The following is an 18070-nucleotide window of genomic DNA, read 5'->3' on the forward strand; positions in this document are numbered from 1 at the left end:
CTGCCCGCCTCTTTGCCGCCACCATGAACGTGTTCCGGCCACGACCGGGCCATCAAGCCGTGGCTGTCGCCCCTGCGTTGATGATCCGTTGAGCCTCAATGCTACGGACTCACCTCAGGCTGTCAACCGTCCGCTGACCTGCGGATCCGTGCGTCCGCCCAGTTCAGTGGCCACAGGCCGACGCAAAAATGCATAGGCTAAACCCGGAGTGACTCGTGGGCGAACAGCTCGTTTCCCTCGCGGACTGTCTGCAGGCAACGGGGGTCGTTTCCAGTGTCCAGCGCGGGCAGCAGAGGTGTACGTGCACGTGGGTCGGTGCTCCACGACTGTACGCGGCTATCGGCCACCTGGACCATCAGCTCCTCAACTTCCCACACAGCGAAACTGGCCGGTGCCCCTGGTACCAGTTGGCCCATCAAGGGGTTCCGGTGTTTGGTGGCGCGCCAACCTGCCCGGGTATGTCCGAGGAAAGCGGCCCGCGCCGAAATTCGCTGCTCAGGATTGCTGTGCTCCAGGCAGGCACGGACGCTGGACCACGGCCGCAGAGGAGTGACGGGACTATCGCTGCCGAAAGCTATGGGCACGCCGCTTGCGTAGAAGGAAGCGAAGGGGTTCATTTCTTGGCTGCGATGGCCCAAACGCTGCTCATAGAGTCCACCGGCCGCACCCCAGGCTGCATCGAATCCTGGCTGCACGCTGACTGTGACGGAGTACTTTGCCAGCCTGTCGATGGCGGATTGGTCAGCCAGCTCAACGTGTTCCAGGCGGTGGCCCGCTGCCCGAACACGTTGCTCACCCACCTCGGCCGCAGCCGCGTCCAAAGCGTCCAGGACTGCGGCAAGGCCTGCATCTCCAATGACATGGAAGCCGGACTGGATGCCCAGCAGGGACGTAGCGGCAACGTGTTTGGTGACATCATCCACGGAGAGGTACAAACTGCCGCGATCCCCTGGCGCATCGGAATAGTCATCCAGAAGGGCTGCCGTCCGGGAACCGATGGAACCATCCACGTTGAGGTCTCCCGCGAGGCCCAGAACCGGGGTGCCTAAACTGTCCAGGATGGATTGGGCGTGCTCCCCCGAGGAAGCCAGCTCGCCCCAATAGGGCAGCACCTCGGGGCTGCCTCCCTGGGCATTCCATGACGCAGCCATTCGGAGGTCGTCCGGCCCGCAGATGTGGGGTGCGGACATTTCGGCCAGCGCCACGTAGCCGTGGGCAGCAGCTTCCTGGAGTGCCCGTTGCTGATGTTCCCGCCGCTCGGATTCCGGCAACTGGCGCGCTGCCAGCCTGGCTGCAGTATGTGCTGCCCGCACCACGCGGGCACTGCCGGAGAATCCATCCAGGCCGTTCAAGTCCGCGGCCGCTGCAAGCGACCCTGAAATCAGGGCGGAGTGGACGTCGATCCGTGAGAGGTACACCCGCCGTCCCCCTCCAGCCCGTTCGATCTCTTCGAGGGTTGGAAGCGTGGGATCGTTCCATTGCGTTTCGTCCCAGCCATGGCCCACGATGATGCCGGAACCTCCGGCAGTGGCCACGGCGTCGAGCAGCTCGTTTGCCGAACGCACGGCGGTGAGCGTGAGGCCCGTGAGTGCCAGGCCCGTTTCGGTCAGGTGCACATGCGAATCCACGAAGCCTGGCGCCAGGAGGGCGCCGCGGAGGTCGATGATTTCCATGGACGAATCAGCGATCGAGGTGGCTGCCTGTTCGGAGCCCACCCAGGCGACGGTGTCACCGTCTACCACCATGGCCGTAGCAAAGGGATCTGCAGCCGTATATATCGAACCGTTGCGGTACATCGTGACCTTGCGGTCGCGTTCGTTGCGGTCACGGCCTGCCGGCACGCCTGGCTGGTTCATGCGTTGTGCTCCTTGAGCGTTGAAAACAGTCGTTCAGTGAAGAGGGCGGGGGTTAGGCCACCGCGGAGTAGGCCACGACGCCGCGGCGGACCAAATCAATGGACTCGCGGCAGATCCTCGCCAGCCGTGGATCCAGTTGGGGTATTTTCGCCAGTTGGTCCAAGAGGTCCACTACTTGTTTGGCCCACCGGACGAAGTCGCCGGCAGCGAGGTCGGTTCCGCTGAGCACGTCCTGGAGGTGACGGCCCTTTGCCCACTTGTACATCGGCCACATGAGTCCAAGTTCCGGTTCCCCGGTCAAGGGAAGCCTGTTGTGCTCCTCGGTATCCTCCAGTTGCGACCATTCGCGGATGACAATGTCCACGGCGGGTTCAAGTGAAACGGTAGGCATCTTGGGCCGTAGCCCGCGATCCTCGCGTTTGGCCTGGTAAACCAGCGTGCTGGCAAGGGAGGCCAGTTCGGCGGCATCGAGGTCGTTGATGGCGCCCCGCCGCACGGACTGCGAAATCAGCAGGTCCTTTTCTCCGTAGATCCGGCGGAGCCGCTGGCCATCGGCGCTGATGGTGACCTGCCCGGCGTCGTTCGTTTCCAGGTAGCCGTAGACAGAGAGAACGTCGCAGACGCGGTCGAACGTCTTGGCAATGGTGTTGGTTCGGCCTTGGATCTGCCGGACCAGGCCGTCGGTCTCCTTGCGCAGCTTCCACCAGCGCTCCGACCACCGTGCGTGATCCTCCCGCTCACTGCAGCCATGGCACGGATGCGCCCGCAGCGCCCGTCTCAGATCCGCGATCTTCTTTTCCTGGTCCGGCAGCCGGGCGCCAAGGCCGAAGTCCTCGTGCCTGCTGTTCCGGCGGCTATGCGGTGCATCCTCGCTGATGGCGTGACGCATCGACGAAGCCAGATCGCGACGGGCCTTGGGAACTTTGGCGTTGAACGATTTTGGAATGCGGATCCGGGTCACGGGTGACACAGGCCCTTCGAGGTCGTGGACGCCGATGCGCCGGAGCTGGTTATCCGACGTGAGCACAGATGGCCGGGGCTCGCGGGCGTTGGGATCCACCTCAAGCACCACTGCATGCCCGGCCAGCCTGCCGCTGTAGATACTGATGACGTCGCCCGGAATCAGCCGGGTCAAGGATTCAGCCACGTGGGATTTGCGGGCCCGCTGATGGTCCCGGGCAGCGAAATTCTCGGCATCGCTGAGTTCCCGCCGGAGTTTCGCATACTCGGTGAAGTCGCCCAAGTGGCATTGCATTGATTTTGCATAGCCTGCCAGTGACTCTTCACGCCCACGTACTTGCCTGGCCAGGCCCACCACGGAGCGGTCCGCCTGGAATTGCGCGAAGGAGGATTCGAGGATTTCACGAGCCCGCACACGGCCAAACTGGGCAATCAGGTTGATGCTCATGTTGTAGGTGGGCCTGAAACTGGAATTCAGGGGGTAGGTGCGTCGTGAGGCCAGCCCGGCGACTGCGGCGGGATCTGTTCCCGGTTGCCACAGCACAACAGCGTGGCCTTCGACGTCGATGCCTCGGCGTCCGGCCCGTCCGGTGAGTTGGGTGTACTCCCCCGCGGTGATGTTGACATGTGCTTCACCGTTGTACTTTTCCAGCTTTTCCAGGACCACGCAGCGGGCGGGCATATTGACCCCGAGCGCGAGCGTTTCGGTGGCAAAGACGGCTTTGACCAGGCCATCGGCGAAGAGTTTCTCCACCACTTCCTTGAACGTAGGGAGCATGCCTGCGTGGTGTGCCGCGAAACCCCTGATCAGGCCGTCACGCCAACCCCAGAAGCCGAGGACATCGAGGTCGTCCGCAGGAATTTCGTGGCTTGCCTCGTCCACGCGCTGCGCGATGATCTGCTGCTCACGCTCCGTTGTCAGCCACAGCCCGGATGCGGCGCACTGGGCTACTGCCGCGTCACAGCCGGCCCTGGAGAAGATGAAGGTGATGGCAGGCAGGAGATCCTGGCGCCTGAGGCTCTCGATGACTTGGGGACGGCTGGCCTTCCGGACAGGACTGCGCTGTTCGGACTGCTGCCGCTCATCACGGGAGCGGTCCTGGCGGCGGCGACTCCGCCCACCATGGCCGAATCGGCCACTCATGTTCATCCGGCTCTCAGACCGGGCCATGGCCAGGAGGTCCGGATTGACCTCGAACTCGGGGCCGGTGACTGCTTGGCGGACCCGGCCGGCTGATGAACGCTTGGCCTGGACGCTCCGAACCTCAGCGGCTGCGGGTTCGCTCACCCCTTCGTCCGACTCGGAAAGGTCCGGAGCCTCCGTTTCCTGTGTACCCGGTGCCTGGGGTGCAATCTCGTCAAAAGTAGTGTCACCGGCGAAGAGGTCCACTATTTCCCGGCCCACCATGACGTGCTGCCATAGGGGTACGGGACGGTGCTCGGAGACGATGACGTCTGTATCGCCGCGCACTGTATCCAGCCAGGCACCAAACTCTTCGGCGTTGGAAACCGTGGCACTCAGTGAGGCAACCTGCACCTCGCTGGGCAGATGGATGATGACTTCTTCCCAGACTGCTCCCCGGAATCGATCGGCCAGGTAATGGACCTCGTCCATCACCACGAATCCCAGGTCTCCTAGGGTCTCCGAATCGGCATACAGCATGTTCCGAAGCACTTCGGTGGTCATCACCACAACAGGGGCTTCACCGTTGATGGTGGTGTCGCCGGTCAGCAAACCAACATTGGCCGCACCGTACTTGGAGGCCAGTTCCGAGAACTTTTGGTTGCTCAGGGCTTTGATTGGGGTGGTGTAGAAGGCTTTGAGTCCCCGCTCCAGCGCAAGGTATATCGCGAACTCGCCAACGATCGTCTTGCCGGCGCCTGTGGGGGCCGCCACCAGGACCCCGCGGCCCTCCTGGAGAGACCTGCAGGCCTCGCGTTGGAAGTCATCCAGGTCAAAGTCCAGGGAACGGGCGAAGGCGCCCAAGTATGTTTTCGACTCAGCTGCCCGTTGGGCTGCAGCCTGATAACGGTCTGATGGTGATGAAGACCCGGATATGGAAGACATGCATCAAGCCTAGTGGCCCAAGGTCTAGAGATTCTCCAGATCCGTGGCCGGGGTGGCGATGTCTGCAGTGGCTTCAGTCTCAGCTGCCCGCTTGATGGCGCGGCGCTCACGGCGCCGATCGTTCCAGAGGCAGACACCGATGGCCGCGAAGAACAGGAGCAGCATGGGCGCTGCCAGGTAGAACATGCTCATGGCGTCAGCGCCGGGAGCCGCCATCGCAGCGAACAAGCACACCAGGAAGATGGTAATTCGCCAGCTCTTGACCAGTTGCTTGCCCTTGATAATTCCAGCGAGGTTTAATCCCACCAGCACTACGGGTACAAGGAAGGCGATCCCGAAGGCCAGCAGGAGCCGGAGGACGAAGGCCAGGTAGATTTCAGCGCTGATGAAGTTCGACCCACCGACCGGTGTGAAGTCGGTCAGCACGCGAACGGCGTTGGGCAGCACCAGCCAGGCAAGCAGGACACCACCGATGAACAGCGGTACCGCTGCAGCCACGAAGGACAGCGCCAAGCGCCGCTCCTTCTTGTGGAGCCCGGGGACAATGAAGGCCCAAAGCTGGTAGATCCAGACAGGGCTTGAAAGGATTACGCCGAGGAAGACCGAAACCTGGACCATGAGGTCGAAGGAACTGGCCACGCCATCGAAGTTCAGCGTGGCAGCGCGTCCCTCTTTTTCGTTGAGGTCCTTGATCGGTTTGATCAATGCTTCAAGGAGGGGCTGGTAGACGATGAAGCCCACCACAGTTCCCACAATGACGCCGATTGCAGCCTTGAAGAGCCGGTTTCGCAGCTCCTTGAGGTGATCCAGGAGCGCCATCCGGGCTTCGGGGTTGGCCTTGCGCCCCTTCGTCTCTACCACTTCTTTTTAGACGCGGTTGGAGGGCGGAACGTCGGTCTCGCCGTTGTTCTTGGCCTTTGCGTCCGGGTGGCCCACTACCTTGCCTTCGACGGCGTCGGAAGCGTCCGGGGTGTCCTTCTCGGAAGAACCATCCTTCTTCATTTCCCGGACCTCAGACTTGAAAATGCGCATCGACTGCCCGATGCTGCGCGCCATGGACGGCAGCTTGGGTGCTGCGAAGAGCACCAGAGCCAGGACGATGATGATGATGAGATGCCAGCCTTCGAGCCTCATGTGGGGAGGTCCTTTCCTTTTGGATACATCCTACGTCTATCTGAATTCAATGTCGTGCAGGGATTGGGGCTGACCCCGCTCTGCTTTGCGCTTGACGCGCTTTTGGCGACGAACTTCCTGGCGGAAGGCTTTGGCCGTCAGGTAATCATGACGCATCTGCTCCGGCGAGGCAAAAATTGCGGAGCCCGGTTCGGCGCGGCCTTCCGTCGTTTCAACGTCGGAGGTTTCCGCGACAGGAGAAAGGTTGCTGAAACGTTTACCCGCATCACCCAATTCATGAACAGTTGACATGAATTTCCTGAACAGGCGATACCCCAGCGTCAGGTGAAGCAGCAACGAAAGGGCTATGAGCGCGATCCACAACAGGATCCAGAACCACCAAGGCATCTGAGTAGTCTAGCCAGCCTTGCTGTGGGAAGGAGAGTCGTACTGGGCCAGGGCTGCTTCGAGCCAGGTACGGGCTTCCGCGCGCAGCGTCCTGGGCTGGAGGATCCGGACCGATCCCCCATGCTGGGAAACAAACATGGGCAGCCACCCGGCGTCGCCGAACCGCACCTCGGCGAGGAGTCCGCCGTCGGGCAATTCCGCCGTACGCTCGGCGTAGTAGTCATCGGCCAGCCCGGCGCCCTGCCGGGTCAGCTGCAGGACCACCAGGACGTCGTCGTCGCTGGGCGTGAACAGCCGGGCCGGAAAATCTTCCGCGGCGGTTACGGTGCCCGATGCGGGACGGCCATTTGGCTCAACGACTTCCACCCTGTCCAGACGGAAGTTCCGGATGCCCGCCTTGCTGTGGCAGTACGCCTCGAAGTACCACGTGTTGTCCAGTGAGTAGAGCCGCAGGGGGTCGACGTCCCGTTCCGTCACCTCGTCCCGTTGCCGGGACAAGTACCGCAGGCGGAGTTGTTGGCGGTCCCTGATTGCCCGGGTAATGGTGGCGAACGCCTGTGACTGTTCCGGCGCAACGGATTGGCCGGCGACGGCCCCAGCCAACCGTCCCGCCTGCCCTGCAGCGCCTGTCAATTTGATGGTGACTGATTCCAGCGCGCTGCCGGGCTCGTCCTCAGACATCCCGGCCAGTGCCGGCAGGTCGCCCAGCATTGCCAGGCCGGTCAGCAACGCGGCCGCCTCATCTTCACTGAAACGAACTGGACGATTCAGGTCCAAGTGCTCGGAGATGTAGACGTGGTCGTTCTCCCACTGGATGTCCAGGAGGTCATCCGGGTAACCCTCGGGGAGCCCCGAGCAGATCAGGATCTTGAGATCGTCAATAAGGGCCTTGCGGGAAATGCCAAAGTGGTCCGCGACTTCCTGGATGTGCAGGCCTTGATGATGCACCAGGAAAGGTACCAGCTGCAGCATCCTGGCCAGCTGGTCCTCGGAGGTACGCTTCCGCGCCCGTGGCGCCCGTTCAGCCTCCGGGAACCCGACCGGTACTGACGGGGCGTCATCAAAGTCCACGGCACCTCTGAGGCGGCGTACGACGGCGGTACGCAGCTCAGGGGGACCCTCCACCTGGACGTGGGGGCCGTAGGAGGCCAATTCCTCGGCAAGCTGCTCCGGATCGCGGAATTCAACCGTGATGCGGTCACGGTTGCTGACGCCGGGAGCTTCTTCGACGGCGTCGGCCCGTTTCCGCAGCGCAAGCAGGCGGTCCTTGTCGAGGTCAAGGACGGCGCGTTGGACCGGTAGTTCGTTGAGCGCGTCCAACTCGGCACGGGCGTTGAAGTTTTCGGGTGGCTCGAACGTAGTCCCAGCCACTATGCCCACTGCTGTTGTCATCCGCGAGAGCCTGAAGAGCCTCTTGGCATTCCTCCCCCGGTCCAGGCCCACGAGGTACCACTGGCCGAAGCGGCTGCCGAGTCCCCAGGGTTCAACTTCGCGGACTTCTTCCCGCCCCGTGCTGATGGCGAGGTAGCCGAAACGGACTGGGTGCCGTCCGTGCATGGCCGCCACGACGTCGTCGAAGGCCTGTCCGGCCGGTTTGATGCGTGGTTGTACGCCTGCGGGGAGGTCGACGTCGGTGAAGCCTCCAGCGGCCTGCAGCTTGCGGACAGCGTTGGCAGCGGCAGTGCCCAAGGCTGCACGTTCCCATAGCTGGGAAGCGAGCAGGAGGACAGTGCACTCTGCGGGGGTCAGGTTGACCTCAGGAAGCCTGTTGGAGTCCTTGCCGATGCGGTAGCGCGTCGTCGCAGGATCATCCGATCCGAAGTTCCGCGGATCCATCAGGGTCTCGATCTCAAAACCGAACTGCTTGAGATCCACTTTGTCGCGCTCGAACATGCGTCCAAAGGCGACATCGCTTTCGGCGGCATCGTGGTACACCTTCTCGCGCAGGACGGAGCGCGGAAGCCCCACCCTGGTATTGAGCAAGGCGAGAAGGAGGTTCAGGAGTCGTTCAGTGCGGGATGCGGACACGGTTGCTACGTTACTAAAGACCAGCCGGAAAGCAGCAAGGCGCGTCCCCGACCGGTGAAACCGGAGGGTGACGCGCCTTGCGAAGAGCTTGCTTTCCTAGCGGACAGCTACGAGGTCAACCACGAAGATCAGGGCCTCGTTTGGCTTGATCGCTCCGCCGGCACCACGGGAGCCGTAAGCGAGCTCCGAAGGGATTTCCAGGCGGCGACGGCCGCCAACCTTCATGCCCAGCAGGCCCTGGTCCCAGCCCTGGATGACCTGGCCGACCCCCACGCGGAAGTCCAAGGGAGCGCCGCGGCCCCATGATGCGTCGAATTCTTCGCCCGTGGACCAGGCGACACCGACGTAGTGGGTGGACACGGTGTCTCCGGCCTTGGCTTCCGTGCCGGTGCCTTCGATGAGGTCCGTGATGATGAGGTCCGTGGGGACGTCACCTTCCGGGAAGTCGATTTCCGGCTTGGTGCGGTCGAAGTCACGCTGACCAAATGACATGGTTGCTCCTAGGTGTGAGAGACGGATTGATGTCAGGAACCAGCTTAAGCCAGTGCCCGGCTATCTTGTCGAAGTATTGGTGCTGCTACTTGACGCCGAGAATGTCGACAACGAACACGAGATCGCCCTTGGCTTCGCCCTGGCCGGCCTCGCCATAGGCCAGGTCCTGCGGGATGACCAGCAGGACGCGGGAGCCCACGGTCTTGCCTTCCAGGCCCTGCGTCCAGCCCTTGATGACGCCAGTGAGCGGGAAGCTGGTTGGCTTTCCACGGTCGTAGCTGGAATCGAACTTGGTGCCGCCCACGAGGTTGACGCCGACGTAGTTGACCGTCAGGGTGTCAGTTGCCTTGACAGCAGCACCGGTGCCCTTGATGAGGTCCTGGGCGATGAGTTCCTTGGGAGCAGCAACACCCTCAACGGAAATCTGCGGAATGCCCTTATCGTCTTCCTTCACGGTGGGGAGCCCTGCCGGAGGAGTCACGGTTTCGCCTTCAGGCTTCTCCATCACTGGTGCTGGATCCTTGGCCGAGACCAGCTTGAAAACGACCAGCTGGGTGGAGGCGGGAGCTGATGCTGTGGCATTGCCCGGCGCAGCAAAGGCGATCTGTGAGCCAACCTTGGCTCCGACAATGGCGTTGTAGATCTGCTCGTTGCCGGACTTCAGCTCGTCAGTCAGCTCGATCGGCTGGGGGCCGTTGGCGTAGGCATCTTCAACCGTCTTGCCGTCGTTGCCGTCCACGGCAACGTACATCAGTTCGGCTGTCTGCCCGGCCTTCACACGCTCACCGTCGCCCTCGACAACCATCTTGATGGTGGGCTCAGCCACAGTGAGGGGCTTTGCGAACTCAACGCCGGGTGCTTTGTCGCCGTTATCAGTTACTTTCACGGAGTCGAGCTTGGTCGTGTCACCGGCCGACTGGCTGGTGGGCTCGGCGGCCGGAGTGCTTCCTCCGCACGCGGTGATGAGCAACAGGGCAGGAAGGAGAATTGCTAGGAGTCGGCGCACAAAAAAGACACTTTCGTCGGGGCAAAGGACACTCGGAAAGGCGCTATGCGCATCCAAGCAGGTTGTGTCTCGGGAAGAGACCACTATCCAGAATAGCCCGTGAAGCTGGGAGCCAGCTTATAGAGTGCGTCAGCTCATGGAGTCCAGGAGCGCATCCACCCGTTCGTCGACGCTCCGGAAGGGGTCCTTGCAGAGTATTGTCTGGTGCGCGCGGTCATTGAGCTTCAGGTGGACCCAGTCCACCGTGTAGTCGCGGCCAAGCTCCTGGGCACGGCGCACAAAGTCGCCACGCAACTTCGCCCGGGTTGTTTGGGGCGGCGCATCCACAGCATCCTTGACCTCGGTCTCAGTGACCAGCCGGCGGGCCGCACCACGTGCCTGCAGCAGGAAGAAGATGCCACGTTGCCGCGAGATGTCGTGATACGTGAGGTCGAGTTGGGCGATGCGCGGAGAATCCAGGCTGAGGTCATGCCGGCGCATGTAGCCGTCCATGAGTTTCTTTTTGATGGCCCAGTCCACCTCGGTGTCGATGGGGCTGGTGTCCCCGCTCTCGATTGCGTCCAAGGTGCGCTTCCACAAATCCAGGATGAGCGGCACATGTGCGTTGTGTGCACCGTTCGTGGCCACGAACTCGGTCACCTTGTTGAGGTATTCGCGCTGAATATCGAGAGCAGTGAGCTGCCGGCCGTTTGCGAGCCTGACCAGGGCGCGGCCAGTCAGGTCGTGGGAAATCTCGCGGATGCTGCGGATGGGGTTCTCCATCCGCATGTCCCTCATGATGACGCCCGCCTCGATCATGCGAAGAATGAGGTCAACCGTTCCCACCTTGAGCAGTGCTGTGGTTTCAGACATGTTGGAGTCCCCCACGATCACGTGGAGGCGGCGATAGAACTCGGCGTCAGCGTGTGGCTCATCGCGGGTATTGATGATGGGCCGCGACCTTGTGGTAGCCGAGGATACGCCCTCCCAGATGTGGTCGGCCCGCTGGGAGAAAGCGAACGTAGCGCCATGGGGCGTTTTCAGTACCTTGCCGGCTCCCGCGATCAACTGGCGGGTCACCAGGAAGGGGATCAGGATCTCAGCCAGTCGGGAGAACTCTCCGCGCCGGGGTATGAGGTAATTTTCGTGGCTGCCGTAGGAGTTGCCCGCAGAGTCGGTGTTGTTCTTGAAGAGGTAAACCGTACCGTTGAACCCCTCAGCTGCCAGCCTCGCCTGGGCCTCGTCCACGAGGTCGTCGAGGATGAGTTCGCCCGCCCTGTCGTGGGCGATGAGCTGCGCGAGGTCGTCGCACTCCGCCGTGGCGTACTCCGGATGGGAGCCCACGTCCAGGTAAAGCCGCGAGCCATTGGTCAGGAAGACGTTGGAAGACCTGCCCCAACTGACCACTTTGCGAAAGAGGTAGCGTGCCACTTCCTCAGGAGCCAGGGGACGTGAATCCGGGCTGGAATAAGAGATTCCAAATTCCGTTTCGATGCCAAATATCCGTTTGTCCATCTCAGCTCTCCTCTGTGAGCAACCGGGTCATGTCATCCGGCAACAGCCGCCGGAACGCCCTTCGTGATCCGCGGTTGCTCTCCGAATCGCGGTACAGCACTGCAGCTTCGACGGCGGTGGCGGGCAGTTCTTCAACTTCTTTATTGGTGGCCAGGGCTCGGAGCGCCAATCGCATGGCCCCGGCCAACCCGAGCTCCGGCTCCCATGTCCCGTTGACGACGTCGGATATTTGGTCAGCAAGTCCGCCCATGACCACAAAACCATTCTCATCGGCGATGGACCCATCAAACGTGAGCCGGTACAGGTGGTCTAGTTCCTGTGTGGTGCCGACCTCCGCCACCGCCAACTCCACCTCAAACGGCTTCTGTTCGGCCGTGAACACGGCTCCGAGGCTCTGTGCATACACGCTGGCCAGGCCGCGGGCCGTCACATCCTCGCGGTCGTACGAGTAGCCGCGGACGTCGGCGTACCGGACGCCAGCTTGCCTGAGGCTTTCGAACTCGTTGTATTTGCCCACCGCCGCAAAAGCGATCTTGTCGTAGATCTCACCAATTTTGTGCAGTGAAGGTGAAGGGTTTTCGGCGATCAACGCGATGCCATCGGCGCAACTGATGACCACAACGGAGCGCCCGCGTGCGATGCCCTTGCGTGCAAAGTCCGCACGGTCCTTCATCAACTGCTCGGGAGAGACATAGAACTGCTGCGTCATGTCAGGCCTCCCGTCCGGCGATGGCCCGCGACTCAACAATGGCGCCGGCTATTGCGGCGAGGTCGCGTTCAGGAACACGCCGGTTACCGGAGCGGTTGACGGTATACACCACCGGCCATAGCTGCCGGACAGGGTCCGGGCCGCCGGTGGCTGAGTCGTCATCGGCGGCATCGTAAAGTGCCTCGACAGCGACGGCGACGGCGGTCTCTTCTGAAAGGTTGGGCTTCCAAAGTTTCTTCAACGCGCCGCGTGCGAACACTGAACCGGAACCAACCGAATGGTGCTCCTGCTCTTCGTAGCGGCCGCCTGTGACGTCGTAGGAGAACAGCCGTCCCGCTCCGGAAACGTGGTCGAACCCGGCAAACAAGGGAATAACTGCCATTCCCTGCATGGCCATGGGCAAGTTGCCCCGGATCATTGCACCCAGGCGGTTGGCCTTCCCCACGAGGCTGAGCAGGGTGCCCTCGATCTTTTCGTAGTGCTCCAGTTCAACCTGGAAGAGCCGTGTGATGTCGATGGCCAAACCGGCCGTTCCTGCAATGCCCAGCACCGAATACTCGTCGGCTGGGAAGACCTTTTCGATGTGCCTGCTGGCGATGATATTGCCCATGGTGGCCCGACGGTCTCCCGCCATCAGCACGCCTCCTGCATATGTCAGGGCCACGATTGTGGTGGCATGGGGCGAGGACGGCACCATGCCGGCGGGTAACGACTGGCTGAAGGGAAGAAGTTCGGGACGCGAGCGTTGGAGATGCTCCGTGAAAGAAGACGTTGCCTGGGTGGCCAGGGGGCCGGTTGATGGGTCCTGCATTGCTGCACTCCTTCGACTCTGCGTTCCGATGCCCGGCGGCCTCACGCCGACCGGGCAGTACCTCTTGGGTGGGTCCGGTTACTGGCCGCCCTTTTGGACGAAAGCCCTGACGAACTCTTCGGCGTTTGATTCCAAAACGCCGTCGATTTCATCGAGGAGGTCGTCCACGCCCTGTGTGGCTTCCGATGCCTGCGCTTCGGGCGCCGCAGGCGGGGCCTCCGGGACGTCCACTTCAGTTTCGGTTTCCCGTGACTGCGGTTGCTGTTGCTCCTGAGCTGCCATTTTCTTTCTCCCTACTGTCAGTCCCCTGATGGTGGAGACTTCCTACTGCCATATTGCCACGCTGCGGGCTGCTGCGTACGGCTTTGAACAGGCACGATTGGATCTGTGGCGGGCAGACCCTAACCCGTCGCCGGGGGCAGGTTCCTGCCCATCAATTCGGCAAGGAATGAGGCGGCATCCTGGTGACGGTCAAACAGCGCGCCTGTCAGTGCCCGGGTCCCCCGCAGCGGCTCGCGGGTGGGTACCCGCTGCAGTTTCCCCATCCCCGGCACGTCGAAAATCACCGAGTCCCAGCTTGCGCCAACCACATCCTTGCCGAACCTGGAAACGCAGCGGCCACGGAAGTAGGCGCGGGTGTCCGACGGCGGTTCGCCAACGGCCCTGGCGATGTCGGCGTCGTCGACGATCCGCGTCATGCGGTCCCTCGACAGCAACCTGTAATAGAGACCCTTTTCGGGCCTGATATCGGACCACTGGAGATCCACTAAACCGAGCCTCGCGTCGTCCCAGGACAGTCCGTCGCGGTTTCGGTAGCCCTCCAGCAGCGACCTCTTGGCCACCCATTCAACGGACGAGGCTGCTGCATCCAGGTCGCTGCCCAAGGTCGTCAAGGTGGCTTCCCAATTCAGCAGAACGTCGTGGGTGTGGCCGTCGCCGGTGACCGAGTCCGCGACACCCGTCTCTTGAGCGAGCTTCGCGGCTGCCTCGTAGTACATCCACTGGATATCCAGGGCAGTTACCCTCCGCCCATCGAGCAACCTCACTGTAGCGGTCAGCGATGTGTCATGGCTGATGGCTTGGAGCGCCTGGACGGGCTCGTGGACTTCCATCCTTGGCGCCTGGCCGGCTTCGATGAGGCTCAGGACCATGGCTGTGGTCCCGAACTTGAGGTAATTCGAGGCCTGGCTGAGATTTGCGTCCCCGATGATGACGTGGAGGCGGCGGTACTTGTCCGCGGTGGCGTGCGGTTCATCCCTGGTGTTGATGATGGGGCGCCGGATCGTGGTCTCCAGACCGACCTCAGCCTCAAAGAAATCAGCCCGTTGGCTGATCTGGAATCCGGGCGTCGAACTGTCCTGCCCAATGCCTACCCGACCAGCACCACACACCACCTGCCGGGACACAAAGAACGGCGTCAACCCACGAATGATGTCACCAAAAGGAACAGATCGCGGCATGAGGTAATTCTCATGCGAGCCGTAGGACACGGACTTGTTGTCGGTGTTGTTCTTGTAGAGGTTGATGGGAGGAAGACTGGTGTCTGCTGCGACCTTCCGGACCGTGGCCAAGGCAACCAGGTCACCGGCAGCGTCCCAGGCCACGGCATCCCTGGGGTTGGTGACCTCAGGGCTCGAGTACTCGGGATGCGCATGGTCCACGTAGAGCCGTGCACCGTTGCCAAGGACCATGTTCATCAGCAGGGAACCGGATTCGTCGGCACCGTCCAGTTCCAACTCCTGGCGACCGTAGGCCAAGGCGACCGCTTCGGCGTCGAGCACCGGCGGTTGGTCGGTGAGTTGGCTGGGATCCGCCGAAGCCCTGTCAACGGTCCAGCCGCGGGCGTCGTGCAACGGTTCTTCGTCCGTGTAGTCCCAACGGGTCTCCGCTCCCCCGGCTGCCCGTTGCCGGGTAACCGTGGCGTACGCCTGGATGATCCTTGCAGACATCATGGTGGCGTTCGCGCCGGGCGCCGACGGCGCATGGATTCCGTATTCCGTCTCCGAGCCCATCACGCGCATGGCGCCCCCGGCAGGCAACTTATCAGCAGGCGTATTTTCGGGTCTTGCTGTCACAGGTACTGACCAGTGTTGGCGGTGGTCTCAATGGACTTGCCCGGTTCCTGGCCGGCCTTGCCCTGGACAATCGTGCGGATGTAGGTGATCCGTTCACCCTTCTTGCCGGATATCCTCGCCCAGTCGTCCGGGTTGGTGGTGTTCGGCATGTCCTCGTGCTCGCGGAATTCATCAACCACGGCACGCAGCAGATGTTCGATCCGGAGCCCCTTTTGGTTGTTTGTCAGGAGGTCCTTGATGGCGTACTTCTTGGCGCGGTCCACCACGTTCTGGACCACAGCGCCGGAGTTGAAGTCCTTGAAGTACAGCATCTCCGTATCACCGTTGGCGTAGGTGACCTCGAGGTACTCGTTGGACTTATCCGTGGAGTACATGGCTTCCACGGTGCGCTGCACCATGGCGTCCACGGTCGCCTGGACATCGCCGCCGTATTCCGCCAGGTCCTGGGCGTGGAACGGCAGGTCCGTGGTGATGTATTTTGCGAAGATGTCTGCCGCGGCCTCTGCGTCTGGGCGCTGGATCTTCACCTTCACGTCGAGCCGGCCGGGACGAAGGATGGCGGGATCGATCATGTCTTCGCGGTTGGAGGCACCAATGACGATGACGTTGTCCAAGCGCTCCACGCCGTCTATCTCACTGAGCAGCTGGGGCACAATGGTGGTTTCGACGTCAGAGGACACCCCGGTACCACGAGTGCGGAACAACGAGTCCATCTCGTCGAAGAAGACCACCACGGGGCTGCCATCCGAAGCCTTTTCCCGTGCGCGGGAGAAGATCAGGCGGATATGGCGCTCGGTCTCCCCCACATACTTGTCCAGGAGCTCCGGACCCTTGATGTTCAGGAAGTAGCTCTTGAGGTCCGTGTTGCCGGCACGTTCGGCGGCCCGGGCCGCGAGGGAATTTGCAACTGCCTTGGCGATGAGGGTCTTGCCGCAGCCCGGAGGGCCGTACAGCAGGATACCCTTGGGGGCTTTCAGTCCATGCTCACGGTAAAGGTCCGGATGCAGGAACGGCAGCTCCACGGCGTCGCGGATCTGCTCGATCTGGGGGCCGAGGCCACCGATGTCCTGGTAGGTGATATCCGGGACTTCTTCGAGGACGAGGTTCTCCACCTCGGCCCGCGGCACCTTCTCAAGGGCGTAACCGGTGCGGGAATCCAAGGACAGTGCGTCGCCGACCTTCAAGTGAACACTTTGCAGTGCGCCCGAAAGCCGGACCACCCGTTCTTCATCGGCCCGGCCCACCACAAGGGCGCGGTCCTTGCCCAACATTTCCTTGAGGGTGACCAGTTCACCGGCGCGTTCGTAGCCGAGTCCAGCCACGATCAAGAGCGCCTCGTTAAGGAGAACTTCCTGCCCGACAGCGAGCTGGTTGACGTTCACCAGCGGGCTGACCCCCACACGCATCTTGCGGCCCGCATTGAAAATATCCACGGACTCTTCCGTGGCAGCCTGGCCGGAACTACCGGCGGCCGGTTGCTTCCGCGGGTTGATTTGTACCACGGTTCCGAAGCTGTAGGGCGGCTGGCCCTCCTGCTCCAGGGCGCTCTTCAACCGGAGGATTTCGGCCTTGGCGGTCTCCAGCATGCTCACAAGCTTGCCGTTGTTCTGGGTAGCGGCTGCCAGCTGGCGGTCAATGTGGCGAAGCTTGTCCCGAAGGATATTGATTTGCCGTTCGGCAACGGTGAGTTCACTTGAGGGGTCGGGCGGTTGGACAGCTGCAAGCCCCCGGCTTGCTGCTTCTTCCGCTGCGGCGTGTGCTTCTTCCGGCGTCGGCCGTCCAAGGTCGTTGTTTGACGTATCCACGATTCATCAGCCCCTTCCTGCGCTTAACAAGACCTTAGTCCCGAAAAGCCGAGGGCGCTGGGTGACATCCGGAATGCGGACCCTATTGTGACCTTTGTCAGTTTGTGACCGAGGGATCGTCCTGGACGTTGGTTCCGGCGATGGCGTCACGGGCAGCACGGCGGAGTTTCTTGTCGGACACTGACCGCTCCCCTACCGCGCCGGGGGTCCAGGCGTTGAGGTCCTCTTCGCTGAATTCCGTCTTGGACGGCCGGCGCTTCACGGAAATGCCGGTGACCCCATCGGCCAAGCGACGGGTGACAAGGAGGAATCCGGTGTGTGCCACCATGCGGTGGTCGGGCCGGACGGCGAGGCCCTCAAGGTGCCAACCGCGAACCATTGATTCCCAGGCGTCGGGTTCGGTGAAGCGTCCGTCGGCGCGGATGGCCTCTGCGGTTCGGGACAACTGGGTGACGGTAGCTACGTAGTTGATCCAGACGCCGCCCGGAGCCAGAACAGTGGCAACAGCGTCCAAGCACTCCCAGGGAGCCAGCATGTCCAGCACTACGCGGTCCACGGAGCCGGGTGCCTCAGCCTTGACTACCTCTTCCTGGAAGTCACCCAGGGAAATCTGCCACGCCGGGTGCGGGCCACCGAAGATGGTTTCCACGTTCCCGCGGGCGATGTCCGCGAACTCTTCGCGGCGCTCAAAGGAGTGGAGGTAGCCGCCGTCGCCCACTGCCCGAAGCAGGGAAATGGACAGCGCGCCGGAGCCGACTCCGGCTTCCACGACGCGGGCGCCCGGGAAAATGTCCGCCATGGTGACAATCTGTCCGGCGTCCTTCGGGTAAACAACGGCTGCGCCGCGGGGCATGGACAGAACGAAGTCTGAGAGCAGCGGCCTCAGGGTCTGGTACTGCTGGCCCACATTGTTACTGACGACGGAACCATCCACCTTGCCGATGATTTCGTCGTGGTTCAGGAATCCGCGGTGGGTATGGAAGGCGCCACCCACCTCGAGGGTAATAGTGTTCATGCGGCCGCGTTCGTCTGTGAGCTGCACCCGTTCGCCCACGCGGAACGGCCCGCGGCGGCGCGCGGCGCCCGTCGGCTGCACTGCTGTGCCATCGGCCGGCTTGTCAGTGCTTGCGCTTGCTTCGGGGGCGGCGGGTTCGCTGCTCATGTACTGTTCCTCGCTCCTGTACGGCTGTGCCGCAACGTCTTGCTGGCTGGTGGCGCCAAAAATCATTGGGTTCTTTGGTAAAA

15 protein-coding genes are annotated in these 18070 nt (G+C 62.4%); all 15 read right to left on the reverse strand.

Annotated features, from left to right (window positions below; all coding sequences use genetic code 11):
* Positions 1-197: 197 nt before the first annotated feature.
* Positions 198-1856, reverse strand: coding sequence for an amidohydrolase (locus N7568_RS01210; protein ID WP_261608095.1), 1659 nt, complete (start codon positions 1854-1856; stop codon positions 198-200).
* A 52-nt stretch (positions 1857-1908) separates the two neighbouring features.
* Complete coding sequence (locus N7568_RS01215) at positions 1909-4884, reverse strand: DEAD/DEAH box helicase (RefSeq protein ID WP_261608096.1); 2976 nt, start codon at positions 4882-4884, stop codon at positions 1909-1911.
* Positions 4885-4908: 24 nt separating this feature from the next.
* Positions 4909-5745, reverse strand: a complete 837-nt coding sequence (tatC, locus tag N7568_RS01220) for a twin-arginine translocase subunit TatC (RefSeq protein WP_261608097.1) — start codon at positions 5743-5745, stop codon at positions 4909-4911.
* A 6-nt stretch (positions 5746-5751) separates the two neighbouring features.
* On the reverse strand, positions 5752-6018 hold the full coding sequence (tatA, locus tag N7568_RS01225) for a Sec-independent protein translocase subunit TatA (RefSeq protein WP_261608098.1): 267 nt from the start codon (positions 6016-6018) through the stop codon (positions 5752-5754).
* 36 nt (positions 6019-6054) lie between these two features.
* Positions 6055-6405 carry a hypothetical protein gene (locus N7568_RS01230; RefSeq protein ID WP_261608099.1) on the reverse strand — a complete coding sequence of 117 codons (351 nt, stop codon included), beginning with the start codon at positions 6403-6405 and terminating at the stop codon, positions 6055-6057.
* A 9-nt stretch (positions 6406-6414) separates the two neighbouring features.
* Positions 6415-8433: a helix-turn-helix transcriptional regulator gene (locus N7568_RS01235; protein ID WP_261608100.1), complete on the reverse strand. Its 2019-nt coding sequence runs from the start codon at positions 8431-8433 to the stop codon at positions 6415-6417.
* 96 nt (positions 8434-8529) lie between these two features.
* Positions 8530-8925: an FKBP-type peptidyl-prolyl cis-trans isomerase gene (locus tag N7568_RS01240; RefSeq protein ID WP_261608101.1), complete on the reverse strand. Its 396-nt coding sequence runs from the start codon at positions 8923-8925 to the stop codon at positions 8530-8532.
* 85 nt (positions 8926-9010) lie between these two features.
* Positions 9011-9931 carry an FKBP-type peptidyl-prolyl cis-trans isomerase gene (locus N7568_RS01245; RefSeq protein WP_261608102.1) on the reverse strand — a complete coding sequence of 307 codons (921 nt, stop codon included), beginning with the start codon at positions 9929-9931 and terminating at the stop codon, positions 9011-9013.
* 129 nt (positions 9932-10060) lie between these two features.
* A complete protein-coding gene (pafA, locus tag N7568_RS01250; RefSeq protein ID WP_261608103.1) occupies positions 10061-11425 on the reverse strand; it encodes a Pup--protein ligase in 1365 nt (454 codons plus the stop codon).
* Position 11426: 1 nt separating this feature from the next.
* Positions 11427-12134, reverse strand: a complete 708-nt coding sequence (gene prcA / locus N7568_RS01255) for a proteasome subunit alpha (protein ID WP_261608104.1) — start codon at positions 12132-12134, stop codon at positions 11427-11429.
* A gap of 1 nt (position 12135) precedes the next feature.
* Positions 12136-12945, reverse strand: coding sequence for a proteasome subunit beta (gene prcB / locus N7568_RS01260; RefSeq protein WP_261608105.1), 810 nt, complete (start codon positions 12943-12945; stop codon positions 12136-12138).
* 78 nt (positions 12946-13023) lie between these two features.
* Positions 13024-13227 carry a ubiquitin-like protein Pup gene (locus N7568_RS01265; protein WP_043806102.1) on the reverse strand — a complete coding sequence of 68 codons (204 nt, stop codon included), beginning with the start codon at positions 13225-13227 and terminating at the stop codon, positions 13024-13026.
* Between the two features lie 119 nt (positions 13228-13346).
* Positions 13347-14966 carry a depupylase/deamidase Dop gene (gene dop, locus N7568_RS01270; RefSeq protein WP_261608484.1) on the reverse strand — a complete coding sequence of 540 codons (1620 nt, stop codon included), beginning with the start codon at positions 14964-14966 and terminating at the stop codon, positions 13347-13349.
* A 50-nt stretch (positions 14967-15016) separates the two neighbouring features.
* Positions 15017-16825, reverse strand: a complete 1809-nt coding sequence (gene arc / locus N7568_RS01275) for a proteasome ATPase (RefSeq protein WP_261608106.1) — start codon at positions 16823-16825, stop codon at positions 15017-15019.
* 97 nt (positions 16826-16922) lie between these two features.
* Positions 16923-17987, reverse strand: coding sequence for a tRNA (adenine-N1)-methyltransferase (locus N7568_RS01280; protein ID WP_261608107.1), 1065 nt, complete (start codon positions 17985-17987; stop codon positions 16923-16925).
* Positions 17988-18070 lie beyond the last annotated feature (83 nt).

The organism is Paenarthrobacter aurescens (genome assembly GCF_025421775.1).
GTDB lineage: Bacteria > Actinomycetota > Actinomycetes > Actinomycetales > Micrococcaceae > Arthrobacter > Arthrobacter aurescens_B.

Excerpts from the sequence above, each read along its gene's own strand:
- tatA (WP_261608098.1), bottom strand. The coding sequence starts at position 6,018 with ATGAGGCTCGAAGGCTGGCATCTCATCATCATCATCGTCCTGGCTCTG.
- N7568_RS01215 (WP_261608096.1), bottom strand. The coding sequence starts at position 4,884 with ATGTCTTCCATATCCGGGTCTTCATCACCATCAGACCGTTATCAGGCT.
- N7568_RS01230 (WP_261608099.1), bottom strand. The coding sequence starts at position 6,405 with ATGCCTTGGTGGTTCTGGATCCTGTTGTGGATCGCGCTCATAGCCCTT.
- N7568_RS01280 (WP_261608107.1), bottom strand. The coding sequence starts at position 17,987 with ATGAGCAGCGAACCCGCCGCCCCCGAAGCAAGCGCAAGCACTGACAAG.
- N7568_RS01210 (WP_261608095.1), bottom strand. The coding sequence starts at position 1,856 with ATGAACCAGCCAGGCGTGCCGGCAGGCCGTGACCGCAACGAACGCGAC.
- N7568_RS01265 (WP_043806102.1), bottom strand. The coding sequence starts at position 13,227 with ATGGCAGCTCAGGAGCAACAGCAACCGCAGTCACGGGAAACCGAAACT.
- pafA (WP_261608103.1), bottom strand. The coding sequence starts at position 11,425 with ATGGACAAACGGATATTTGGCATCGAAACGGAATTTGGAATCTCTTAT.
- prcB (WP_261608105.1), bottom strand. The coding sequence starts at position 12,945 with ATGCAGGACCCATCAACCGGCCCCCTGGCCACCCAGGCAACGTCTTCT.
- dop (WP_261608484.1), bottom strand. The coding sequence starts at position 14,966 with ATGCGCGTGATGGGCTCGGAGACGGAATACGGAATCCATGCGCCGTCG.
- N7568_RS01240 (WP_261608101.1), bottom strand. The coding sequence starts at position 8,925 with ATGTCATTTGGTCAGCGTGACTTCGACCGCACCAAGCCGGAAATCGAC.
- prcA (WP_261608104.1), bottom strand. The coding sequence starts at position 12,134 with ATGACGCAGCAGTTCTATGTCTCTCCCGAGCAGTTGATGAAGGACCGT.